Annotated in this window: 24 protein-coding genes; 23 read left to right on the top strand and 1 reads right to left on the bottom strand. The window is 58.2% G+C overall.

From position 1 onward, the window contains the following. Positions 1 to 73 precede the first annotated feature (73 nt). From ACIOVD_RS02655 to ACIOVD_RS02635, 5 genes are all read left to right on the top strand, one after another. On the top strand, positions 74 to 850 hold the full coding sequence (locus ACIOVD_RS02655; protein WP_401126174.1) for a helix-turn-helix domain-containing protein: 777 nt from the start codon (positions 74 to 76) through the stop codon (positions 848 to 850). Then, positions 847 to 1524, top strand: coding sequence for a replication protein P (locus ACIOVD_RS02650; protein ID WP_401125986.1), 678 nt, complete (start codon positions 847 to 849; stop codon positions 1522 to 1524). Before ACIOVD_RS02655 ends, ACIOVD_RS02650 begins: the two co-directional genes overlap by 4 nt. Continuing rightward, positions 1517 to 1726: a hypothetical protein gene (locus ACIOVD_RS02645; RefSeq protein WP_401125985.1), complete on the top strand. Its 210-nt coding sequence runs from the start codon at positions 1517 to 1519 to the stop codon at positions 1724 to 1726. Before ACIOVD_RS02650 ends, ACIOVD_RS02645 begins: the two co-directional genes overlap by 8 nt. Then, positions 1723 to 3018, top strand: coding sequence for a tyrosine-type recombinase/integrase (locus ACIOVD_RS02640; protein WP_401125984.1), 1296 nt, complete (start codon positions 1723 to 1725; stop codon positions 3016 to 3018). Before ACIOVD_RS02645 ends, ACIOVD_RS02640 begins: the two co-directional genes overlap by 4 nt. Positions 3019 to 3346: 328 nt before the next feature. Next, positions 3347 to 3736 (top strand): antiterminator Q family protein, encoded by a 390-nt coding sequence (locus tag ACIOVD_RS02635; RefSeq protein ID WP_401125982.1) that lies wholly within the window; start codon positions 3347 to 3349, stop codon positions 3734 to 3736. Between the two features lie 82 nt (positions 3737 to 3818). Here the strand turns inward: ACIOVD_RS02635 and ACIOVD_RS02630 are convergent, their stop codons facing one another. Next, the gene (locus ACIOVD_RS02630; RefSeq protein ID WP_401125980.1) at positions 3819 to 5660 is read right to left on the bottom strand and encodes a P-loop NTPase fold protein; all 1842 of its coding nucleotides are present in this window, start codon (positions 5658 to 5660) and stop codon (positions 3819 to 3821) included. A 369-nt stretch (positions 5661 to 6029) separates the two neighbouring features. On the opposite strand from ACIOVD_RS02630, the gene ACIOVD_RS02625 reads away from it, so the two are divergent. The 18 genes from ACIOVD_RS02625 to ACIOVD_RS02540 all read left to right on the top strand — a co-directional run bounded on the left by ACIOVD_RS02625 (position 6030) and on the right by ACIOVD_RS02540 (position 20608). Further along, a complete protein-coding gene (locus tag ACIOVD_RS02625; RefSeq protein ID WP_401125978.1) occupies positions 6030 to 6362 on the top strand; it encodes a phage holin, lambda family in 333 nt (110 codons plus the stop codon). A gap of 74 nt (positions 6363 to 6436) precedes the next feature. Then, on the top strand, positions 6437 to 6760 hold the full coding sequence (locus ACIOVD_RS02620; protein ID WP_401125976.1) for an HNH endonuclease: 324 nt from the start codon (positions 6437 to 6439) through the stop codon (positions 6758 to 6760). A 216-nt stretch (positions 6761 to 6976) separates the two neighbouring features. Next, positions 6977 to 7471 carry a terminase small subunit gene (locus ACIOVD_RS02615; protein ID WP_401125974.1) on the top strand — a complete coding sequence of 165 codons (495 nt, stop codon included), beginning with the start codon at positions 6977 to 6979 and terminating at the stop codon, positions 7469 to 7471. Between the two features lie 111 nt (positions 7472 to 7582). Beyond that, the gene (locus tag ACIOVD_RS02610; protein ID WP_274643405.1) at positions 7583 to 9160 is read left to right on the top strand and encodes a terminase large subunit; all 1578 of its coding nucleotides are present in this window, start codon (positions 7583 to 7585) and stop codon (positions 9158 to 9160) included. Between the two features lie 150 nt (positions 9161 to 9310). Next, positions 9311 to 10621, top strand: a complete 1311-nt coding sequence (locus ACIOVD_RS02605) for a phage portal protein (RefSeq protein ID WP_401125972.1) — start codon at positions 9311 to 9313, stop codon at positions 10619 to 10621. 2 nt (positions 10622 to 10623) lie between these two features. Then, positions 10624 to 11487, top strand: a complete 864-nt coding sequence (locus tag ACIOVD_RS02600; RefSeq protein WP_323606296.1) for a head maturation protease, ClpP-related — start codon at positions 10624 to 10626, stop codon at positions 11485 to 11487. 69 nt (positions 11488 to 11556) lie between these two features. Continuing rightward, positions 11557 to 12747 carry a phage major capsid protein gene (locus ACIOVD_RS02595; protein ID WP_401125970.1) on the top strand — a complete coding sequence of 397 codons (1191 nt, stop codon included), beginning with the start codon at positions 11557 to 11559 and terminating at the stop codon, positions 12745 to 12747. 54 nt (positions 12748 to 12801) lie between these two features. Next, positions 12802 to 13041, top strand: a complete 240-nt coding sequence (locus ACIOVD_RS02590; protein WP_401125968.1) for a hypothetical protein — start codon at positions 12802 to 12804, stop codon at positions 13039 to 13041. A gap of 1 nt (position 13042) precedes the next feature. Then, a complete protein-coding gene (locus ACIOVD_RS02585) occupies positions 13043 to 13384 on the top strand; it encodes a head-tail connector protein (RefSeq protein ID WP_401125966.1) in 342 nt (113 codons plus the stop codon). After that, a complete protein-coding gene (locus ACIOVD_RS02580; RefSeq protein ID WP_401125965.1) occupies positions 13384 to 13761 on the top strand; it encodes a phage head closure protein in 378 nt (125 codons plus the stop codon). Before ACIOVD_RS02585 ends, ACIOVD_RS02580 begins: the two co-directional genes overlap by 1 nt. Continuing rightward, complete coding sequence (locus ACIOVD_RS02575; protein ID WP_401125963.1) at positions 13754 to 14275, top strand: hypothetical protein; 522 nt, start codon at positions 13754 to 13756, stop codon at positions 14273 to 14275. The genes ACIOVD_RS02580 and ACIOVD_RS02575 overlap by 8 nt, the downstream gene beginning before the upstream one ends. A gap of 24 nt (positions 14276 to 14299) precedes the next feature. Next, entirely contained in the window at positions 14300 to 14908 is a 609-nt protein-coding gene (locus tag ACIOVD_RS02570) for a hypothetical protein (RefSeq protein WP_274643414.1), read from the top strand. Continuing rightward, a complete protein-coding gene (locus tag ACIOVD_RS02565; RefSeq protein ID WP_401125961.1) occupies positions 14905 to 15117 on the top strand; it encodes a DUF2635 domain-containing protein in 213 nt (70 codons plus the stop codon). The genes ACIOVD_RS02570 and ACIOVD_RS02565 overlap by 4 nt, the downstream gene beginning before the upstream one ends. After that, positions 15114 to 16598 carry a phage tail sheath subtilisin-like domain-containing protein gene (locus ACIOVD_RS02560; protein ID WP_401125959.1) on the top strand — a complete coding sequence of 495 codons (1485 nt, stop codon included), beginning with the start codon at positions 15114 to 15116 and terminating at the stop codon, positions 16596 to 16598. Before ACIOVD_RS02565 ends, ACIOVD_RS02560 begins: the two co-directional genes overlap by 4 nt. A gap of 54 nt (positions 16599 to 16652) precedes the next feature. Further along, positions 16653 to 17000 carry a phage tail tube protein gene (locus tag ACIOVD_RS02555; protein WP_274643417.1) on the top strand — a complete coding sequence of 116 codons (348 nt, stop codon included), beginning with the start codon at positions 16653 to 16655 and terminating at the stop codon, positions 16998 to 17000. Next, positions 16997 to 17299, top strand: coding sequence for a phage tail assembly protein (locus ACIOVD_RS02550; protein WP_401125957.1), 303 nt, complete (start codon positions 16997 to 16999; stop codon positions 17297 to 17299). The genes ACIOVD_RS02555 and ACIOVD_RS02550 overlap by 4 nt, the downstream gene beginning before the upstream one ends. Before the next feature lie 130 nt (positions 17300 to 17429). After that, positions 17430 to 19352 (top strand): phage tail tape measure protein, encoded by a 1923-nt coding sequence (locus ACIOVD_RS02545; protein WP_401125955.1) that lies wholly within the window; start codon positions 17430 to 17432, stop codon positions 19350 to 19352. Next, the gene (locus tag ACIOVD_RS02540; RefSeq protein ID WP_401125953.1) at positions 19349 to 20608 is read left to right on the top strand and encodes a DNA circularization protein; all 1260 of its coding nucleotides are present in this window, start codon (positions 19349 to 19351) and stop codon (positions 20606 to 20608) included. The genes ACIOVD_RS02545 and ACIOVD_RS02540 overlap by 4 nt, the downstream gene beginning before the upstream one ends. Position 20609 lies beyond the last annotated feature (1 nt).

The following is a 20609-nucleotide window of genomic DNA, read 5'->3' as shown; positions in this document are numbered from 1 at the left end:
CTAGTTTTGTTCTGGGCCTGTCACGTTTGGCTAGTACCGAGAACTGCGAGGGCAGGGCGTGAGCGTTCAAGCAATGTCGTGGGCACTCTCTCTGTCCACCGAATCCCTGAAAGATTCAAGTGCGCGCCATGTACTGCTGTGCCTGGCCAACTATGCCGGCTCCAACGGGGCAGGTGCATTCCCTTCTGCTTCAACCCTGGCGCAGGACACAGGCCTTTCCGAGCGCACTGTCCGCTACAAGCTCGACGATCTGGAGGAGTGCGGCTTGATCCAAAAGGGCAATCAAGCCATTGCCGCCGTGCACATTGATCGCCATGACCGCCGTCCAGTCGTTTACGACTTGCAGCTATCGCGGGGTGCAAATCCTGCACCCCGTACAAAACGGGGTGCAGATGACGCAACGGGGTGCAACTCACAACAGAACGGGGTGCAGCCTACGACAAAACGGGGTGCAGCCACTGCACCCAATACATCAATTAACCATCAAGGAACCGAACAGCAGCATCCGCACGCGATTGCCGATGTGATTGCTGAACAGGATCAAGCCGCGATTGAAGCGCTGGATGAACGTCAACGCTTCGCGATGTTCGCAACCTGGATCCCGAACGAAAAGGCGCTGTCCGACCAGCTCGCGATCGCCAGGCTCCCCGCTGAAGCCGTAACCGAGCAAACGCTGGAGACGTTCCTGGGCTTTTACGTCGCCCGTCCGGCGTCGGTTCACAGTGCAGCGGGCTGGTGTTTCGAGCTGGTGAAGTGGGTGAAGCGGGACAAGACAACCACAGCCGGCGCCGTGGCCGGTGAACTACAAGCTGCCGGTGACAACTGGGCAGCCAAGGGGGTGATGCTATGAGCGGTCCAGTAAGAGCCGGGTACCTGGCTGTCAATCGGAGAACAGATCCGGCCTACACCTACGTGCCTGATGCCCCGGCGGTGATCGAAATCGACCCGGCCACCCAGCAAGTGATTGATGACCTTTTTCTACGACTCCAGGGTGCGTGCGGCGCCTGGCGTCAGTCGTGGCCCAACCAGAAAGTCATGGACGCGTCGAAGCTCGAATGGCTCGCCGAGTTCATGCGCTCCGGGATCACCTCCATGGAACAGATCCGGCACGGCATGCGCCTGGTGAGTGCGAGTAAGTCAGCGTTTGTACCGGCTCCCGGTGTTTTCGTCAGCTGGTGTTTTGCGCCTGAAGGGCTCGGTCTTCCGGGGGTGGAGACGGCCTACCTGCAGGCGCTGCGCAACTCCCATCCTGGCATGGAGGGTAGGCTCAAATGGTTCCATCCGGCCATTTATCACGCCACTGCCGCGGCCGGGTTTCATAGCTTGCAGTCGCTCAGCCGGGAGCTGGGCATTGTCCGCTTCGAGCAGAAGTATCTCGATCAGTGCCGAAAGATTTGGCGGGGTGAGACGTTGCCGCCCGTTCCAGTCGCACAACTCGCGGCACCTGGACGCAGCATGACCCCTGAAGTCGGTAACGGCGCGTTGGCCCGTCTCCGTGCCCAGCTTGGAGGTTCCCGTGGCTGATCGCCTTCTCGCGGTTCCCGTTCCTGAAAACTATCGATTCGCGGTGTTCTGCTGCTCGTTCAAGTGGGAGCTGGGCAGTACTCCCGATCACGCCTTGGCGCTGTTCGTTGACCAGGGCATGGCTGAGCGTTATGGCGCGTCGATGTGGCCAAGCACCTTCGAAGTTGTCGACCTACAGGCCCCAACAGGTAACCAAGCATGACAGCTCTAATTAAAACCCTGACGGTGAAGCTGTCGGACGCCGAGATCCAGCGCAACGCGAAGCTCGAGCATGTGCGCGACCTGCGTGATGCCGGTCACCCAGCGTTGCACTTTCGTTTTGCCAAGAATCGCACCCGCGGTTCCTGGTTCCTGCTCAACAAGCGCCGGTGGCACCGGATCGGCGCGTTCCCCGACCTGTCCACCAAGCAGGTGATCGCGGCGCTGCCGGCCGTGCGCTTGCGCGTGGCGGCGGATGGCGCTGCCAGCGTGTCGGGCTGGGTGACGGTGGGGGAACTGCTGGACTGGTTTGGCGATCGCATGGCCCGCTCGCGTGCGCTGTCCGAGAAGCGCCGATCCGCCGGCAAGTCGGCCATCAGTTGCCAGCTCAAGCCGCGGCTGGGCGACCTGCTCATCCGTGATGTGAACGCCCAGACCCTGGACAAGCTGCTGATGTGGCCAGCCCAGGAGGAGCTGTCGCTGTCGTATGTCCAGCAGCTGTACCGACTGCTCGCAGTGGCCTTTCGTCAGGCCCGCAAGTTGGACCTGATCCCGGCCAATCCGATGGCGGAACTGAAGTTCGTCAACTTCACCACGGCGCGCATCCTGCCCAAGCCGGCACGCCTGCGGGATGTCCAGGTGCCCGAGTTGGTGCAACTACTGGCCGAGCGCTTCGAGCGTGCGCCCGGTGACGCCATGCTGGCCTTGATGATGCTGTGCCACGGTACGCGCATTGGCGAAACCCGGCAGGCGCGCTGGGCCGATATCGCACTGCCGGAGCGTGAGTGGTTCCTGCCGGCTGAGCACACCAAAACCAAGACCGAGCTGCGGGTGCCGCTGACCGAGCAGGCCTGTGCGCTGCTGCGCCGCTACCGCAACCAGCAGGCCGCCCAGGGTTACGAGGGGCCGTTCCTGTTTCCATCCCGCCGCGGCAAGCCGCTGAGCGATCACCAGGCCAGTGCCGTGTTCACCCGGTTGGGGCAGGGCGCCTGGACCAGTCACGACCTGCGCAAGGTGGCCCGCACTGCCTGGACCGACCTCGGTGTGGATGGGCACATCGGCGAGATGCTGCTCAACCACTCGCTGGGCAAGATCGCCTCGACCTACATCAACACCCAGGCCAAGGAGCAGCGTCGGCTGGCACTGGTGAAGTGGCACAACTGGTTAGACGAGCGCGGCTTCAAGGCGATCTACACGCAGACAGGCGCTAGATTTGAAGATTCGCAAAACCTCGTAGACGCCTTGAATAGCGCGGCCTGCGAGCCAATCCCGCAATTTGTTAAGGGCGAGGTTTAAGAATGATGAAAAAGAGCCATGCCCTCGCGTTCAAAGCTGAGCAGCTTGGCCTTGCTCAGCGCTCAATCTGTCAAGGCAAGGCAGTTGTGAACGGCTTTTTTACCAATCGGCCTGCGTTCAGTGGAGCACCCCTGGATGGACTGCTGCTGATACCGGCGAAGCATTGCCGCTGGAGATGCATGTTACGCAACTAAGCGTCCTGCTTCAGGTTTAGAGCCACAGATCAAATTATTAAAGCAAGAGCCACTGACGTCTGATCCGGCTGCGCAATACGAGCGGAGTAGCTGCCGTGGTTCCGGCGCTTCGAACTACACAGGAGATTGAAAGGATGATGATTCGTAAGCCAGCAGGGCGTCCGCTAGGGGATACCGAGTACTTACTGGAGCAGTGGGGCTGGTGGCGGATGGATGGAGTGGGAGTGCCAGGATACGTTTCGCCAACGCTTGCACTGATTCGTCTTGCGGTGCCCCAGCCTGCCGCGAGTATAAGTTACTGCATCACAGACGATTGGGCCCTTGCTATCGATGAAGCAGTAGCTAGGCTCACTCTTCGAGATCAACAGATGGGCGATATTGCTTGGCTGTACTTTGGGGCAAAATGGCCGATGACTCGAGTAGGAAAACACTACGGGATAAGCGAAGGTAAGGCGAGAGAGCTAGCTCGGGCAGGGGCCGCTTGGATTGATTGTGCTTTAAGCGCTTTGAGAGATGTGGCGTAAGGTCGATATCGAATTTCTAGAGTTAGGTAAATATGGCTACAACTTTTTGGTAGCCATATTTTATAATTGCTTGTTCTTTGTTCTATTTTGTGGGGTCGAGCAACACATTTGGCAGGATTCGCTCGATGCGTTTCTTTCTTATACCTCTTTCTCTTTTATGCTGCTTATTAAGAAGTTCAGTTACTTCTTGCAGCCATTTTTTTTCGCTTTGAAGTGTCGACTGTAGTTCGCCGCTGCTATATCTTTGCTCTAATCCTCTACTAATGTATTGCCAGTTTTGTGAAGGTGATCCCATCCATTCCTGTACAAAATCACTTGGTTCTATAGAAGCTAAAATGTCGATATTAGCGTAAATGTTGTTTCCGCTAAACGTGCGGCTTATTTGTCGGGCGAACAAGGCTCCGTCTGTTTTAACCAAGGTTAATAAGTCTTGGGCGATGGCTGGAAAAAGTTTTTTTGCGGCATTTAATCTAGAGGTTGTCAAGTGGTCTACAACGTTTCTAAAGTGTGATCTGTAGTTATCCTGCACCCAAAAGGTGTAACCGTTATAGCCGTGAGAATATTCGTCTCCAAATACATTAGTGCTGTTCATGTTTGATTGAAGCCTGTCTTGTGCAAGAAGTTCGTCTAAGTATTTTTTACAGTCGATCTCGGTCTGGTCGAAATTCGTAGTGATCATGCCCATGTCAGAAAGAAGAAAGCGGAGGGCGAATAGATGAAGCATTTCACCAATGTGGTCAACTTCTCGCTCATTGAATTGAGTGAGCAACTTTTCGGCGGCTGCATTGGATTGAATGTCACTGATTTCATCAAACTTCATAAAAACTAGCCAGGGGGGTAGATCTTCGACTTTTACAAAGTGGAGACTCTCGTTTAATGATTCATGTATCTCGGACTCAATATAATTTCCCTTTATTAAAAGGTTGATGAGAGCTTGATCTTTTATTATCTGGCTGCCGAGGTCTATGCTGTCATACCGAACGTTTGCACTGAAAATTGGCGGTATGTCTAGGTTTTCCTTTACTCTGGCTCGCTTCAATTGGTATCGCATAATCGATTGGCTTCGCTCAATGAGGTCTGACTCTTTCAGTCTTCCTGATCGGACTTCTAGGCTTGTTGCAAGAAAAAGAAAACTCAATTCTCGCATAGCGGCGCTGTTGGATTTATGAGGCGCTGATAGCGTTTTCAATAACCGGCCAAGGTCTTCTATAGTGTGTTTAAGTATTCTGAGTGAGTAAGTTTCAGATTGCTGGAAGATATTGAGAATGTCACTTTTTGATAAATTTATGGTGTTTCTGGCTTCTTGATCTTTGAGTCCTTCGGTGAAGCTATCGAAGGCGTCTGATATTTGAGGTGTTACTTCAATTGTCTGTCCGAATACTTTTTCCTTTGTGTCTTGAAGGTCTGCTGATATTTTTTCATCGTGGGCGATAACTACAACTCTACATCCGTGGTGTTCAACATATCTGTTGAAAACGCCAAGGAGATCTTTTGTGAGAATACTGCTTCTCTCAAGGTCGTCAAAAACTATTATCCGGTCGGTATTTACTTGGTCTCGTAGCAGAGCATTCGCTATCCCTGAGACGACTCCGCCAAGGTTTATTTTTGCGAATGAAATTTCCAGTTCCGCACCGTCAGTTTTTTCAGCGGCGCCGCGAGCAAATGCCTTTATGGGGAACATTCTTGCATACACTGCGGAGTAAACTTCTTCGGTTGTTTGTGTGCCAAAAAGGCTTATGTAGTAAATTTCGCTTTCAGATAAAATATTTCTAACTTGATGTGTTTTTCCAGACCCCCAAGCACCTGTGATGAGTACTGCGTAGCCAGGTTTTTCTAGTTCTTTGTAGTAATCCAAATACGTTCGAAGATGTGAGCTTTCAGCAGGTGTCGTTTGTTTTGATGATTCTTCTATTTGTTTGGCCATGGTGTTGGTTGTCTTGTTTTTTAAAGGGTTGATTTGATGTTAATAGCGCGTGAAGTTGAAGGCTGTGTTGAGTTTTTGTGCCGTTACTTAGGCCTTTTGAGACTTTCTTAAGCTTATGGTATTTGCATTCGCCAAAAAACCTTTTCCGCACGGAATAAGTCTGTTTTTATAGCAGCGTGGATTGCTGTGAAAGCAGCGTAACGCATTCTAACTCCGTCCTATAGGTCGGATTGTTCGCCCTGTTCACCTCAATAAGCCTCGGCAATTGCCGGGGCTTTTTCGTTTTCGGCTCCACCACACCCATTGCTCCAAGCTGGGAGTGCTGCTGGAGCCGGACCTATTCGCCCCCCAGATCGGGGAGGACAACGGATGCCAAACATGCCCGACAAACCAGACACTTGGCTGCTCGCACTCGCGTGGCTGAGCCAGCATGCGCCGACGATCTATGCCGGCGCACTGTCCTTCGTGGTGGGGGCATTGCGGATCATCTATGGCGGTGGCACCCGACGCCAGGCGCTGCTCGAAGCTTCGCTTTGCACGCTGATTACTATTGGTCTGATCCCGCTGCTTGAGTACTTCGGCTTACCTCAGAACCTCGCCACGGCTGCTGGTGTGTTCATCGGCTTTCTAGGTGTGAAGAAGATCGCCGACCTTGCCGATCGGTTCGCGAACTTCAAGCTACCGAGTCGGAAGGTCGAGTAATACGCGCCACGTTTTCGAATGCGCCAAATCGTGGCGCGAGATTGTCCGGAGAAGATGTATGTGTCGAGTACGCAATGTCTAGGCTTTGCACGATCAAGCCAAGGATGCAGGCTGCTCCGCAGCGTGCGATGGCCAAGCCGGTTGCGGCGGAGGGGGTAGATGGTTGGGGCTCTGGTCGCGGTGGTCGCCCCTGGCGGCGCATTCGCAATGTCATTCTCGAACGCGACCAGTACACCTGCTGCCACTGCAGTCTGGTCACTCTGGATCTAGAGGTTGACCACATCATCAACGTGGCGGCAGGAGGTACCGATGATGAGTCGAATCTCCAGGCATTGTGTGTCCCTTGCCACAAAACCAAAACTGCCATTGAGTCGGCAAAGGGGGCTGGCCGAGCCTGAGCCAGGCGCCTTCGCTGCATGGTGCGACCTGCAGAGTCGCGTTGACGTCTGGTCGAGCCTTTTTCTGGGTTTTTCCTCGATTCGATCGGAAATTTCAATCATTGTCATCTGAGTGGCTAGGAGGGGTGGGGTGGGTCGAAACCGTACGACCTTTCACCTCGGACACCACTCGCCCCCGCACGGACAGATTTTTTCCCCCACACAGGTTTTTTGTTAATGGCGTTAACAACCAAGCAGCGTGCTTTTGTCGACGCTGTGAGGAGAGGTGCGTCCAACAAAGACGCAGCGATAGCCGCAGGATATGCGGCCTCCAGCGCTTCGGTGGCCGGTTCACGATTGGCCAAACACCCGAACGTTCTCGCCGCATTGGCCTCTTCACCCATTAACAAAAATGTTAAAGCCGGCCCCAAGCCGGTCAATGAAAAACCGCCGTCCGAGGACCTAGCCCGGGGTGATGCCGAATCCTCCTTCGACTTTTCCAAGGCGATGACATTCACCGATCCAAAAGCATTCTTGATCGCGACCATGAACGACTACGACGCGGACGCGAAGCTTCGGGTCGACGCAGCGAAAGCGCTCATGCCGTTCATTCATCCGCGTAAAGGTGAAGGCGGCAAAAAAGAAGAAAAGGAAGATGCCGCGAAGAAGGCTGCCAAAGGCAAGTTCGGCGCTGCACCTCCACCCCCAACTCATTTGCGATCGGTGAAATAAGTGAACGAACCCACCTGGGACACAGCGTGCCCAGACTGGGAATCGCGAATCATCCATCGACAATCGCTGGTTCCGTTTCCGCCTCTGTTTCCAGATGAGGCGGCTGCGTGCATGCAGGTCCTGAATGACCTGCGGATTGTCGACGCACCGGGTAGCCCGCTGATTGGCGAATCCTGTGCGCCGTGGATCAGTGACCTGGCCGGCGCTATTTTCGGTGCCTACAACTCCAATACCGGCGAGCGGCTGATTCAGGAGTTCTTTCTCCTTATCAGCAAGAAGAACGCAAAGAGCACCATCGCTGCTGCGATCATGCTCACGGTGCTGATCCGGAACTGGCGCCAGTCAGCCGAGTTCATCATCTTGGCGCCGACGATCGAGGTGGCGAACAACGCCTACGCGCCGGCCCGCGACATGGTCAAACATGACGAAGAGCTGTCGGCACTGCTGCATGTGCAGGATCACGTTCGGACGATCACGCACCGCGAGTCCGGCGCCACGCTGAAGGTAGTAGCCGCTGATCAAAACACTGTCGGTGGGAAGAAGGCCGCTGTCGTCCTGGTCGACGAGCTTCACTTGTTCGGCAAGAACCCGCACGCGGCCAACATGCTGCGTGAAGCCACCGGTGGGCTCGCGTCTAGGCCCGAAGGGTTCGTGATCTATCTCACGACACAGTCTGACCAGCCCCCGGCGGGCGTGTTTCGCGAAAAGCTCCAGTACGCCCGGGGCGTGCGTGACGGCACGATTGTCGATCCGAACTTCCTGCCGGTGATCTACGAGTTTCCGAAAAAGATCCTTGAGGCTGATGATCACCGCAAGTCCGAGAACTTCTACATCACCAACCCGAACATGGGGTACTCGGTTAGCGAGAAATTCCTGATCCGTGAAATGAAAAAGGCGGAGGAGGCCGGTGAGGCTGAAATACTGGGCTTTATGTCCAAGCATCTCAACGTCGAGATCGGACTCGCGTTGCGCTCCGATCGGTGGGCAGGCGCTGATTACTGGGTCGGCGCAGCGGAAAAGAAGCTCACCCTCGATGATGTAATTGCCCGATGCGACGTCATAGACATCGGGATCGATGGTGGTGGCCTGGACGACTTGCTGGGCTTTGCCGCGGTGGGCCGGGACAAACGAACCCGTGACTGGTTGGTTTGGACGCACGCCTGGGCGCATCCCTCGGTGCTCGAGCGAAGAAAGGCAGAAGCCCCTCGTTTTCACGATTTTGAGAAAGACGGCGACCTGACCCTGTCAAAGCGAATCGGCGATGACGTGCTTGAGGTGGCTGACCTGGTTGAACAGGTGGAAGAGTCGGGCTTGCTGGACAAGGTCGGGGTCGACCCTGTGGGTATTGGTGCGATCTATGACGCGATGATTGAGCGCGAAATTCCCCCGGAAAAAATTGTTGCCATCAGCCAGGGCTGGAAGCTCGGCGGGGCGATCAAGACGGCGGAACGCAAGCTCGCCGAAGGCGGGATGAAGCACGGTGGCCAACCCATGATGGCCTGGTGTGTCAGCAATGCGAAAGTCGAGCCGCGCGCGAACTCTATCCTGATCACCAAGCAAGCCAGTGGCTCGGCCAAGATCGATCCCTTGATGGCTCTATTCAACGCGGTGACCTTGATTTCTCTGAACCCCGAAGGCCGGGGTAACGATGACTTCATGGCCGCCATTAGGAACCCGATCATCGTATGAACCCATTGCACGTATTCATTCTGCTCGCGCTGTGCGGGTTCGGTTCGGCCGTTGCAGGCGTTTACGTTCTGCAAGGCTTGGGCTGGGCGCTAATCGCCGGAGGCGTTGCGTTAGTTCTGATCGCTGGATTTGTGCGCAAGGGGCTGATCAGTGACTAAATCATTATCGGCCGTGCTGGGCCGCGCGGCCCGCAAGCCGAGCGCGTCGCTGGGGCACACCCTGAACGAATGGATCGGTCGGCAGATCGGCTTGGGCGACGGCGGCTTTTGGGGGCAGTTCCTCGGTGGCGAATCCAGCTCGGGCAAGAACGTTACGGTCGACAACGCTATGCAGCTCTCGGCGGTTTGGTCCTGCGTCAGGATCATCTCGACGTCGGTGGCCGGCCTACCGATGGGTGTGTATCGACGCGAAGCTGACGGTGGACGCAAGGATGCCCGGGACTTTGGCCTCTACGACATCGTACATACAAGCCCCAACGAGGACATGACGGCGTTTCAATTCTGGCAGGCGATGGTTGCCGCCATGCTTCTGCGTGGAAATGCATTTGCGGAAATCTTGCGTATTGGTAACCGAGTTGTCGCCTTAGATTTCCTGCTACCGAGCCGTGTCGATTTGGAATTGGATGCGGATGGCAGGATCACCTACTGGTACCGCCCGAAAAAAGGTGCCAGGCGCCAGATCCAGCGTTCAGACATGTTGCATATCCCGGCGTTTAGCCTGGACGGGCGTGTTGGTCTTTCAGCCATCCGCTACGGCGCTGATGTTTTCGGCGCTGCAATGTCCGCGGATGATGCCGCGAATGGAACGTTCAAGAACGGGTTGCTTCCCGCGGTGGCATTTAAGGTTGATCGCGTGCTCAAGCCAGAGCAGCGAGAAGAGTTTCGCGACTATGTAAAGCAGGTGTCGGGGGCTTTGAATGCTGGGCGATCGCCAGTGCTTGAGCAGGGAATCACGCCAGAATCCATTGGGATTAACCCCGTGGATGCTCAGCTGCTCGAGTCCAGGGGGTACAGCGTTGAAGAGGTGTGCCGCTGGTTCGGCGTTCCGCCATGGATGGTTGGAAAAACGGATGCGGGCAGTAACTGGGGTACCGGGCTCGAGCAGCAGATGATTGCCTTCCTGACCTTTAGCATCAGTTCGATTACCAATCAGATTCAGCAGTGCGTTAACAAGCGATTGTTGACTCCGGCAGATCGCGTTTCGTACTACGCCGAATTTTCGCTTGAGGCATTCCTGAAAGCCGACACTGCCGGGCGCTCAGCCTGGTATAGCCAGATGACCCAGAACGGCATCATGACTCGTGACGAGTGCAGGGTAAAAGAGAACCTCCCCCGGCACGGCGGCAATGCAGGCGTGCTAACGGTTCAAACAAACTTGACCCCCATCGACAAGCTGGGCGAATCCACCGATGGCCAGGCCGCGCAGACAGCCTTGAAAAGCTGGCTCGGCCATAAGGAGTAACCATGGCACTGAATATCAATGCTCGCAGTTTCAACTGCGAGCTGAGCCCGCGCGCGCTCGATCTATGGAACCCGGATCTGCGCGCGGCCCTGGAGGCCGGTACAGACACCATTACCATGTACGGCATTATTGGTGAGGACTGGTACGGCGAGGGCGTCACTCTCAAACGCGTCGACGCAGCGCTGCGGGCCATTGGTGATAAGCCGGTCACCGTTTACATCAACTCGCCAGGTGGCGACATGTTCGAAGGCATCGCGATTTACAACCGCCTGATCGAGCATTCGCAAGAGGTCACCATCAAGGTGCTTGGCCTGGCCGCTTCGGCGGCATCCGTTATCGCCATGGCAGGCGCCAAACGTGAAGTTGCCAAGACCGCGTTCCTGATGATCCACAACTGCTGGACGTACTTCGCTGGCAACCGGCACGCCATCCGAGAGCTGGCCGATACCATGGAGGAGTTCGATCGCGCCATGATCAGCTTGTACGCAGATACCAGCGGGCAAAAGGAAGCTGCGGTAGAGAAAATGCTCGACGCCGAGACCTACATGAACGGATCTAATGCCGTCGAGAAGGGGTTCGCTACGGGTCTTATTTCCGCAACCGAGGTTGAGCAAGCGCCAAGCGAAACGGGGGCGCAGGCCCACTCAGCGCGTAAGCTCGACGCCGCACTGGCGAAGTCCGGCATGCCTCGCAGCGAACGGCGAAAACTCATTTCCGAAATCAAGACCAGCACGTCTAGCACTGCTGGCGGCGACACGCTTCGCGCTGTCGTGCCGGGCATGCCCAGCGCTGCCCTTGATGTATCCGCGTTTGAAGAAACCGCAAACCAGGCGTCAGCGCTTCGAAGTTTGTTCCCGAGCCGCTGAGCGGCTGTAACCGCACTCGATTACCTACCGCCCCTGTGGCGGTTTTTTCATTTCTGAAAGGACCAAAAAATGCCAGCTCCGGATTACGCTCAAATCGAAGCCTCCCAGAAGCAAACCCAGGCCGACCTAAAAGCGGTTGGCGATCAAATCAAAACCTATGCCGAGCGCACCGAGAAGGAAATCAAAGCTTCCGGTGAGATGCAGGCGGAAACCCGTGGCAAGGTTGATGAGCTGCTGCTCAAGCAAGGCGAGCTGCAAGCCCGTGTGCAGGAGGCGGAGCAGAAGCTGGTCAATGCTGGCAAGCTGCATGAGCCAGAAGTGCAGCAGTCTGCTGGTCACCTGGTGGCCGCCAAGATGACCGAAGAGGGCGTGACCAGTTCGTTTCGCGGCTCGCGTCGAGTCGAGGTTCCGCGCGCCGCCATCACCACCGCCACCGGCGGCGCCCTGGTCGCCCCTGACCGCGTCGGCGTGATTATTGCCCCTCAGCGCCGCCTGACTATTCGCGACTTGGTCGCGCCGGGTACCACTGGCAGCAACGCTGTTGAATACGTCCGAGAGACCGGCTTTACCAACAACGCCGCGATCGTCGGCGAAGGCTTGGCCAAGCCATACAGCGATCTGACTTTCGCGCTGGATAACGCCAACGTTCGCACCATTGCTCACCTGTTCAAAGGTAGCCGCCAGATTCTGGATGATGCCGCCGCACTGCAAAGCTACATTGACGCACGTGCGCGTTACGGGCTGCTGCTGGCCGAAGAAGCCCAGCTGCTGTATGGCAACGGTACCGGCAACAACCTCAAAGGCATCATTCCTCAAGCTCAAACGTACGCTGCACCGGCCGGAATCACCGTGGCCGCCGAGCAGCGCATCGACCGCATTCGCCTGGCACTACTGCAGGCGACCTTGGCTGAGTTCCCATCTACCGGCGTGGTCCTTAACCCTATCGACTGGGCAGCGATCGAGCTCCTGAAGGACGGCGAGGGTCGTTACATCATCGGCAAGCCTCAGGACGGTACCGCGCCTCGCCTATGGAACCTGCCGGTGGTTGAAACCCAGGCCATTGTCCAAGACCAGTTCCTGGTCGGCGCCTTCAGCCTTGCCGCGCAGATCTTCGACCGTATGGGCATCGAGGTGCTCATCTCGACCGAGAACGACAAGGACTTCGAAAACAACATGGTCACCATCCGTGCAGAAGAACGCTTGGCGTTCACCGTGTACCGACCTGAAGCGTTCGTTACCGGCGACCTGACTGCCGCTTAATCCCCGATAAAAAGGCCACCGATTGGTGGCCTTGCTCGTTTAGGAGATATCGATATGGCGCGTAATACTCCAAGCTCGCCTGTGGAAAATGACAATGCCACTGATACGTCTGTTGACACGTCTCCCGCGGGCGGAGCGGTTACTGACAACTCGATCATGATTTACCCGCTGCGAAGCTACCTGGAAGGCAAAGAAATCCGCCACCGGGGTGGTGCCGGTTATCTTTCGCCGAAGCATGACGCGACCTCGCTGATCGCTGCTGGCCTCGCGACTGATACAGATCCAAAGGCCTGATATGAACGCCATATCGACCGACGAAGCAATTCAGCATTTGCGGGCGGAGGAAGATGATCGAGCGCATGTGGAGTTGCTTCTGGCGGCGGCCGAAGACAGCGCGGCGCAGTTTCTCAATCGCCGGTTCTATGCAAATGCGGCTGCATTGGACGCCGCTGTCTTCAACGGATCTGCCGGTTTGAAACCGATCTTGATCAATCCTTCCATTCGAGCAGCGTGCTTGCTGATTTTGGGAGACCTTTACAGTAATCGCGAAGACGAGTTGATGGGGGACGAGTTGAGCAGCATGCCTGCCGGTTCGCGGTCACTGCTGACGCCGTATCGGATAGGGTGGGGGATCTAATGGCTCGTGGCGCAAACCAGCTTCGTGAACCGCATACCGGCGAGCTCAACAGGCGTATCACCCTTCGACTCAGATCCGATGTCCCAGCTTCGGATATGGGCCTGGAACCGGTGTTTTCTGAGCCTAGAAAACGCTGGGCGAAGATAGAGCCTGTCGGGACCGCGATATACGCCCATGGAGTTCAGACAGACAACAAGCTCACTCATCGCATCACGCTGCGCTACCACCCTGGTATCACCGATGCTCATGAAATCGTTCACGGTGAGACATTGTACCGAGTGAAACGCATCGCCGACTTGAATGGGGCGCACAGATTTACAGTCCTTGAAGTTGAGGAGTTAGGCCAACTCAAGAGCGGAGGCGACATCTATGTCTAACTCCGCTTCGATTGACGGTTATCTACACGTTGAGGGTTTCGACAGCTTTGAACGAGACGCCTTCGACAAGCGAATGATTCGCGCCGGGATGCGCAAAGTTGGTCTGCTGATCACCCAGCGAGCACAGATGAATCTTGCGCTGGGCAAAGGCCAGGACGGCTATCCGGTAAATCGAACGGGCGCCACGGTTGAATCGGTAAGTTTTAAGGTTTCCCGCTCGGGTTTCCTTGTCCGTATCTCCCCGACCAAGACCTCGGCGATGGAAGAGTTTTACCCGGCTTACCTTCACTATGGGGTGAAGAAGGGTCGAAAACTCGGAAAGCTCGCACCTGGTAAGGGCAAGGGCAAATCGAACCGCCGCGCCATTGGCGCAAGGGCTGCCGCGCTTGCTGAGCGTGCCGCCGGCGCATGGCGAATCAAGCCTCGCGACAACTACATGGCCGATGCTTTGCAGGATTCATCACCGCAAGTTCAATCGATTCTTTCTGCTGCGTTTGCCGCTGCCCTGCGTTGATCGCTGACCCCTCCGGACACCTCTATGAAACTGAACCCGATCGTTGCTCACTTGCGAGTGACGTGCCCGTCTTTTGCCGGCCGAGTCTCCGGCGGCATCGACTGGGATGCAGTCGTCGAAAGTGCCCACCTGGCTCTCCCTGCTGCTTACGTCATTGCCACTGCTGACGCTGCGAGCTCGAGCAAAGCGCAGAACATGGTGATCCAGGACATCACTGATCAATTCAATGTGGTGATTGTTCTGGAAGCCTCTGACGAGCGGGGGCAAGCGGACAACGACATTTTGCACGATCTCCGCGCCGAGCTCTGGCGGGCTCTGGTTGGTTGGATACCTTCTGCCGAGTACGACCCCATTGAATATGGCAAAGGCGCGCTTCTGCATATCAGTCGTGCCCGAGTGGTTTACCAGTTCACGTTCTTTTCAGAGTTCCAGCTGGGTCGCAATCGTGACGATGAGCCTGCCGAAACCTGGCAAGAGTTCGAACTCGATGGTCTGCCCGGTTTCACCGGTGTCGATTTCAACGTGGACTTTATCGACCCGGCTGATCCCAACCTGCAGCGCCCTGGCCCCGATGGTCGAGTCGAGGCGACTTTCTCCGTTGAACTACCGCAACCCACTGAGGACTCTCCATGAGCCGCATGACTGTGTACCCCGCCGCGGGCCGAGTGGTGCCCGACCCTGAAGCCGGCGGCGACTTGCCCGCGGAGGGACGAGATGTCCCACGTGACGCGTATTGGCTGCGTCGCCTGCAGGATCAAGACGTCACCCGCGACACGCCGAAAAAGGCCAAGGCCACCCCAACCACCCTGGCTCCGGCCACCCCTGGGAGCGCTGAAGAATGACCATCAGCTTTAACACCATCCCCAGCGACCTGCGCGTGCCGTTGTTCTACGCCGAGATCGATAACTCGCAGGCGAACAACGGCGGCTCAAGCATGCCGCGGCTGATCGTGGCGCAGGTCAACGACGACGCCTCCGCCACGGAAATTGGTCAGCTGACCCTGGTGTCGAGCCTGGGTCTGGCCAAGAGCATCGGCGGTAATGGCTCGATGCTCGCGCAGATGTATGACACTTGGCGTCGCAACGATCCAGCGGGCGAGGTCTGGTGCCTGCCGATCAAGGCTACTGGCACGAAGGCGTCCGGCACAGTGACCATCACCGGAACGGCCACCGCCGGTGGCGAACTGAACCTGTATGCCGGTGGCCGCCGCGTGCGCGCGACCGTGACCAAGGGTGCCACCCCGACAGCGGCCGCTGCGGCGTTGGCGGCGGCGGTGAATGCTGCCGGCCTGGCAGTGACGGCGGTGGCCGCTGTCGGGGTGGTGACGCTGACCTGCAAATGGTCGGGCTTGAGCGGTAACGACTTGATGCTGCAGCTCAATCGCCTGGGCCGTAACAACGGCGAGGCCACGCCAGCCGGGCTGACCGCGGTGGTCGCGCCGATGACTGGCGGTGTGGGTACACCTGACGTCGCGGCAGCCTTGGCCAGTCTCGGTGATGAACCGTTCGAGTTCATCTGTGCGCCGTGGGCCGATGCCACCTCGCTGGATGCTTGGAAGGCCTTCATGGACGACACCAGCGGGCGCTGGAGCTGGGCCAAGCAGCTTTATGGGCATGTCTACACCGCCCAGCGCGGCACCCTCGGCGAGTTGGTCGCCTTGAGCGCCACGCGCAACGATCAGCACGCGACCATTCACGGTTTTGAGGCGACTTGCCCCGAGCCGGTATGGAACGTGGCGGCGGCCTATGCGGCGCGCACCGCGGTGTTCATCTCGGCCGATCCGGCGCGACCGACGCAAACCGGCGAACTGGTCGGCATCACCCCGGCCCCGGCCGGTGCGCGCTTCACCTTGACCGAGCGTCAGTCGCTGTTGAGTCGCGGCATTGCCACAGCCTACTTCGGCGGTGGTGCGCAGCGCATCGAGCGGGCGATCACCAGCTACCAGTTCAACGCCTTCGGCCAAGCCGATGATTCCTACCTGGACAGCGAGACGCTGCACCAGTCGGCGTATGTGATTGGCAACCTGAAGTCGCGAGTCACCAGCAAATACGGCCGACACAAGTTGGCCAATGACGGCACGCGCTTCGGCGCTGGTCAGGCCATCGTCACGCCGAACGTGATCCGCGCGGAAATGATCGCCGGCTACTACGCCCTGGAGCAGTTGGGCATCGTCGAAAACGCCGAGGTCTTCGCGGCCAACTTGATCGTGGAGCGCTCGGCCAGCAATCCGAACCGGCTCAACGTGTTGTATCCGCCGGACCTGGTCAATCAGCTGCGGATCTTCGCGCTGCAATACCAGTTCCGCCTGCAGTACGCGGTCTGATCCAACCAAGGTTTATAGCCCGCCGTGTGCGGGCTTTTTTGTAGGAGAGAGGCCATGGGCCAGAAAGTTGCGGGCACCGTTTACATCAAGGCAAACGGTGTTCAGTTCACCGTCACCGGTGGTGTGGAAGTGCTGCTGGGTGACAAAAAACGTGAGTCAGTCGCGCCGGGCTTTTTCAAGGAAGAAGACCTGGTGCCGTTTGTAAAGGCCACCATTGTCGACGCGCCGGACCTACCGATCAAAGAAATCATGGCCGACACCGATGCGACGATCACCGTCGAGTTCAAGAACGGCCGCGTCTACGTGTTGTCGGGTGCCTACGTGGTGGACGAGCCGACCGCCAAGGGCGATGACGGCACCATCGACATTCAATGGGACGGGAACAAAGGAGGTTTCCAATGAGCGAAATCAAGCCCTACCAACTGGCCGCGCCGATTCAGGCGCATGACCAGCAGGTGCTGGAAGTCACTCTGCGCCGCCCGACCGTGGCCGAGGTGCGAACGATCAAGGCGTTGCCGTACAAGATCGACAAAAACGAGGAGGTTACCCTCGACATGGAGGTGGCGGCCAAATACATCGCCGTCTGTGCCGGCATTCCAGCACCGTCGGTGAACCAACTGGACCTGTATGACTTGAACAACCTGGGGTGGGCCGTAGCGGGTTTTTTCATGACTGCGGCATCGGTGAAGTCGAAGGCCTGATTGCCGTGGTGTATGACCTGGCTTTTTTCTGGAAGGTGGGGCCCGAACAGATGATGGCGCTGTCGCTGGATACGTTCGCCGAATCGCTGGCAAACGCCCAGCGCATTAATCAAGTTCAGCAGGGGTAGCTATGGCCGACAAGTTTCAACTCAAGGCGCTGATCACCGGTGTCGATAAGCTGTCGCCGACCTTGGCCGGTATCCGCAAAAACGTCGCCGGCTTTCGCAAGGGGTTGGAACGCACCGGGCTGGGCAAGATCGGCATTAGCGATGTGCTCACGGGCGGGGCCTTGGCGGCCCCTTTCATTGCCGGCGCCGCGGCGGCGATTGAGTTCGAGTCGCAGATGGCCGATGTGAAAAAGGTGGTCAACTTTGACACCCCGGCGCAGTTCAAGCAGATGGGTGACGACATCGGGCGAATGTCCGACCGGTTGCCGATGGCTGCTAATGACATTGCCAAGATCATCGCCGCCGGTGGGCAGTCGGGCATTGCCCGTGAGGAACTGTTGGGCTTCGCCGAGGCGGCGGTAAAGATGGGCATTGCCTTTGACCAGACCGCCGATGAGTCGGGTGACATGATGGCGAAGTGGCGCACCTCGTTCAAACTGACCCAGGGCGACGTGGAGACGCTGGCCGACAAGATTAACTATCTGGGCAACACCGGCCCAGCCAACACCAAGCAGATTTCCGATATTGTCACGCGGATCGGTCCGTTGGGCGAGATTGCTGGTCTGGCCTCCGGGCAGATCGCGGCGCTCGGCGCGACCATGGCTGGTGTAGGCGTGGAGCAGGACGTAGCAGCCACCGGCATCAAGAACTTCATGTTGGCCATGACCAAGGGTTCTGCGGCGACCAAAGACCAGGCGCTGGCTTTCAAAGCCTTGCGCCTTGATTCCAAGGAGGTGGCCAAGGCTATGCAAACCGATGCGCAGGGCGCGGTGCTGGACATCCTCGACCGCATCAAACGCGTCGACAAGGACAAGCAGGCTGGGTTGCTATCGGAACTGTTTGGCACCGAGTCGATCACCGCGATTGCGCCGCTGTTGACCAACCTGGACCTGCTCAAAGGCAACCTGCAAAAAGTCGCGGATGCGCAGAAGTACAGCGGCTCGATGGAGAATGAGTACGCCTCGCGCGCGGCCACCACGGCGAACAACCTACAGCTGTTACGCAATGCCGCAGTTAGTGTGGCGCGGGCCGTCGGCAGTGCCCTGCTGCCGGGAATCAATGCGGTGGTGGATAGTCTACGGCCGATGATTGGCAGCGCTGCCGAGTTGATCCAGGCAAGCCCGCAGTTGGTCCGTGGCCTGGCCATCGCTGGCGGCGCCTTCACCGCATTACGGGTGGCGGTGTTTGCCGCGACCGTGGCTACCCGAGTGTTGGGGGTGGCGTTTACCGCAACACCGGTGGGCATCATAGCCGTGGCCATTGCCGCGGCAGCCGGCTTGATCGTGGCCAATTGGGAAACAGTCGGACCGTTCTTTACCGCGTTGTGGGAACTGATCAAGGCGATGGCCACACCCTTTGTGGAGTTCATGAAGGGTGTATTTGACTGGTCGCCGTTGGGCCTGATCGTTAAGCACTGGTCGCCGATCACCGCCTTTTTCAAGGGCTTGTGGGAGGGCATAAAACCGTACCTTCAGCCGATCCTGAGCATGTTTGGGATGGAGGAAGGCGGGGTCGGCCTGACCGCCAAAGTCGCCGGTTATGCCGACGAACAACGGCAACGCAATGCTGGCGTCGGTGGCGGCACCGGTGCCTTCCTGCAGGCCAATGCGGTAAGCATTGCCAAGGGCCAGCAGAGCGAACGCAGCCTTACCCAGCCCGGCCTTGCGCCGGGGCAGCTGTTGCGCCCGCCGGGGCTTCCGGCGCCGGGCGCCTTGCTGCAGCCGGGGCTGGCCAATAACCGCACGCAGTTGGAAGGCGGCCTGGTGATGCGCTTTGAGAATGCCCCGGCAGGCTTTCGCGCGGATCCAGCGACCACCAATCAACCGGGGCTATCGATCACGCCGCAAGTGGGCTACCGCTCGCTGTCAGGGAGTAAGCCGCAATGAGTGAATGGCGCGACCGTAAACAAGGCGCCTCTTTTCGGGGGGTGCCATTCCTGGTGGACACCGACAGCGTGCCTGTCGGTCGGCGGACTCAGTTGCATGAGTTCCCGCAGCGCGATCAACCCTTTGTCGAAGACCTGGGACGGCGTACCCGGCACTACAAATTCACCGGTTTTGTCGCCGGCGATGATTGCCTGGCGCAGCGCGACCGCCTGCTGACCGCACTGGACAAGCCCGGTTCGGGTGAGCTGGTGCATCCGTGGTTTGGCCGTCTCACAGTCACCGCCGGCGAGTGCGAGGTGTCGCATGCGCGCAACGAGCTGGGCCTGGTGCGCTTCAGTCTGGAGTTTATCGACGGCATGCTGGCCTTCCCGGTGCAGTCGCCGAACACTCGTCGGCAACTGGCGGGTCAGGCCCCGAGCCTGCTGGCCTCGATCAAGGGGCGCTTCAATGCGGCGATGGCGCCGATTGATCTGGCGCGGCAGCGGGCCACCGCGCTGCGCTCGGCGCTGTCGGGCGCTCTAGGCTATGCCTTGAACTTCCTGCAGCCGGCGTCCAGCTTGGGCACCAACCTCAACGGCCTGGTTGCGTCGCTGATGAATGGGCCGGGGGCGTTTGCCGACAGCCTGCTGGCCGGGATTACCGGCCTGTCACGCGCGTTCGGCGGCTACGGTTCCAGCAGTGCGTTCCAGGGCAGTAGCGCCAAGGCGACGGAGGTGGCGGCGTTATCGGCTACGGCGCCCGCCACCGAGGACGTCGAGGTGGCAACGATTCAGGCCGCGGTGATTGCCCTGGTGCAGGACGCGGCGCTGCTGGATCTGCTGCTGGACATGGCCGAGGTGCCGGTGGCGATCCGTCCGGGCGTGAGCGCGCCGGCGGCGCTGGATGTGCAACTGGCGCAACAAGGGCCGACGGTGGTCGCCGGTACCGCGGTCGAGACGGCGGTGCCGGTCGCCGAGGATGTCCTGGTCGTGCGTGACGCGATCAGCGAGGCGTTGTGGTCGGTGGCCGGTGAGAGCCCGCCGGAACACTTCGGCACGTTGAGCGAGGCCCGCCTGGCCGTGGATCGGCACTTGACGGAAGTGGCGCGCAGCGGCGTGGGCCTGCGCAGCTATGCCCCGGCCGAAACCGTCTCAGCTCTGGTGCTGGCCCATGCGCTGTATGGCGATGCCTTGCGCAGCGGGGAAATTGTCGAGCGTAACCGTGTGCGTCATCCGGGCTTTGTGCCGGCCACCGATCTCCAAGTAGCGAAGGCCTGAC

Source organism: Pseudomonas sp. NPDC087626 (assembly GCF_044743405.1).
Classification (GTDB): domain Bacteria; phylum Pseudomonadota; class Gammaproteobacteria; order Pseudomonadales; family Pseudomonadaceae; genus Aquipseudomonas.
The sequence above is the reverse complement of the archived record's forward strand: the minus strand, read 5'-3'. Positions and strand labels throughout refer to the sequence as shown.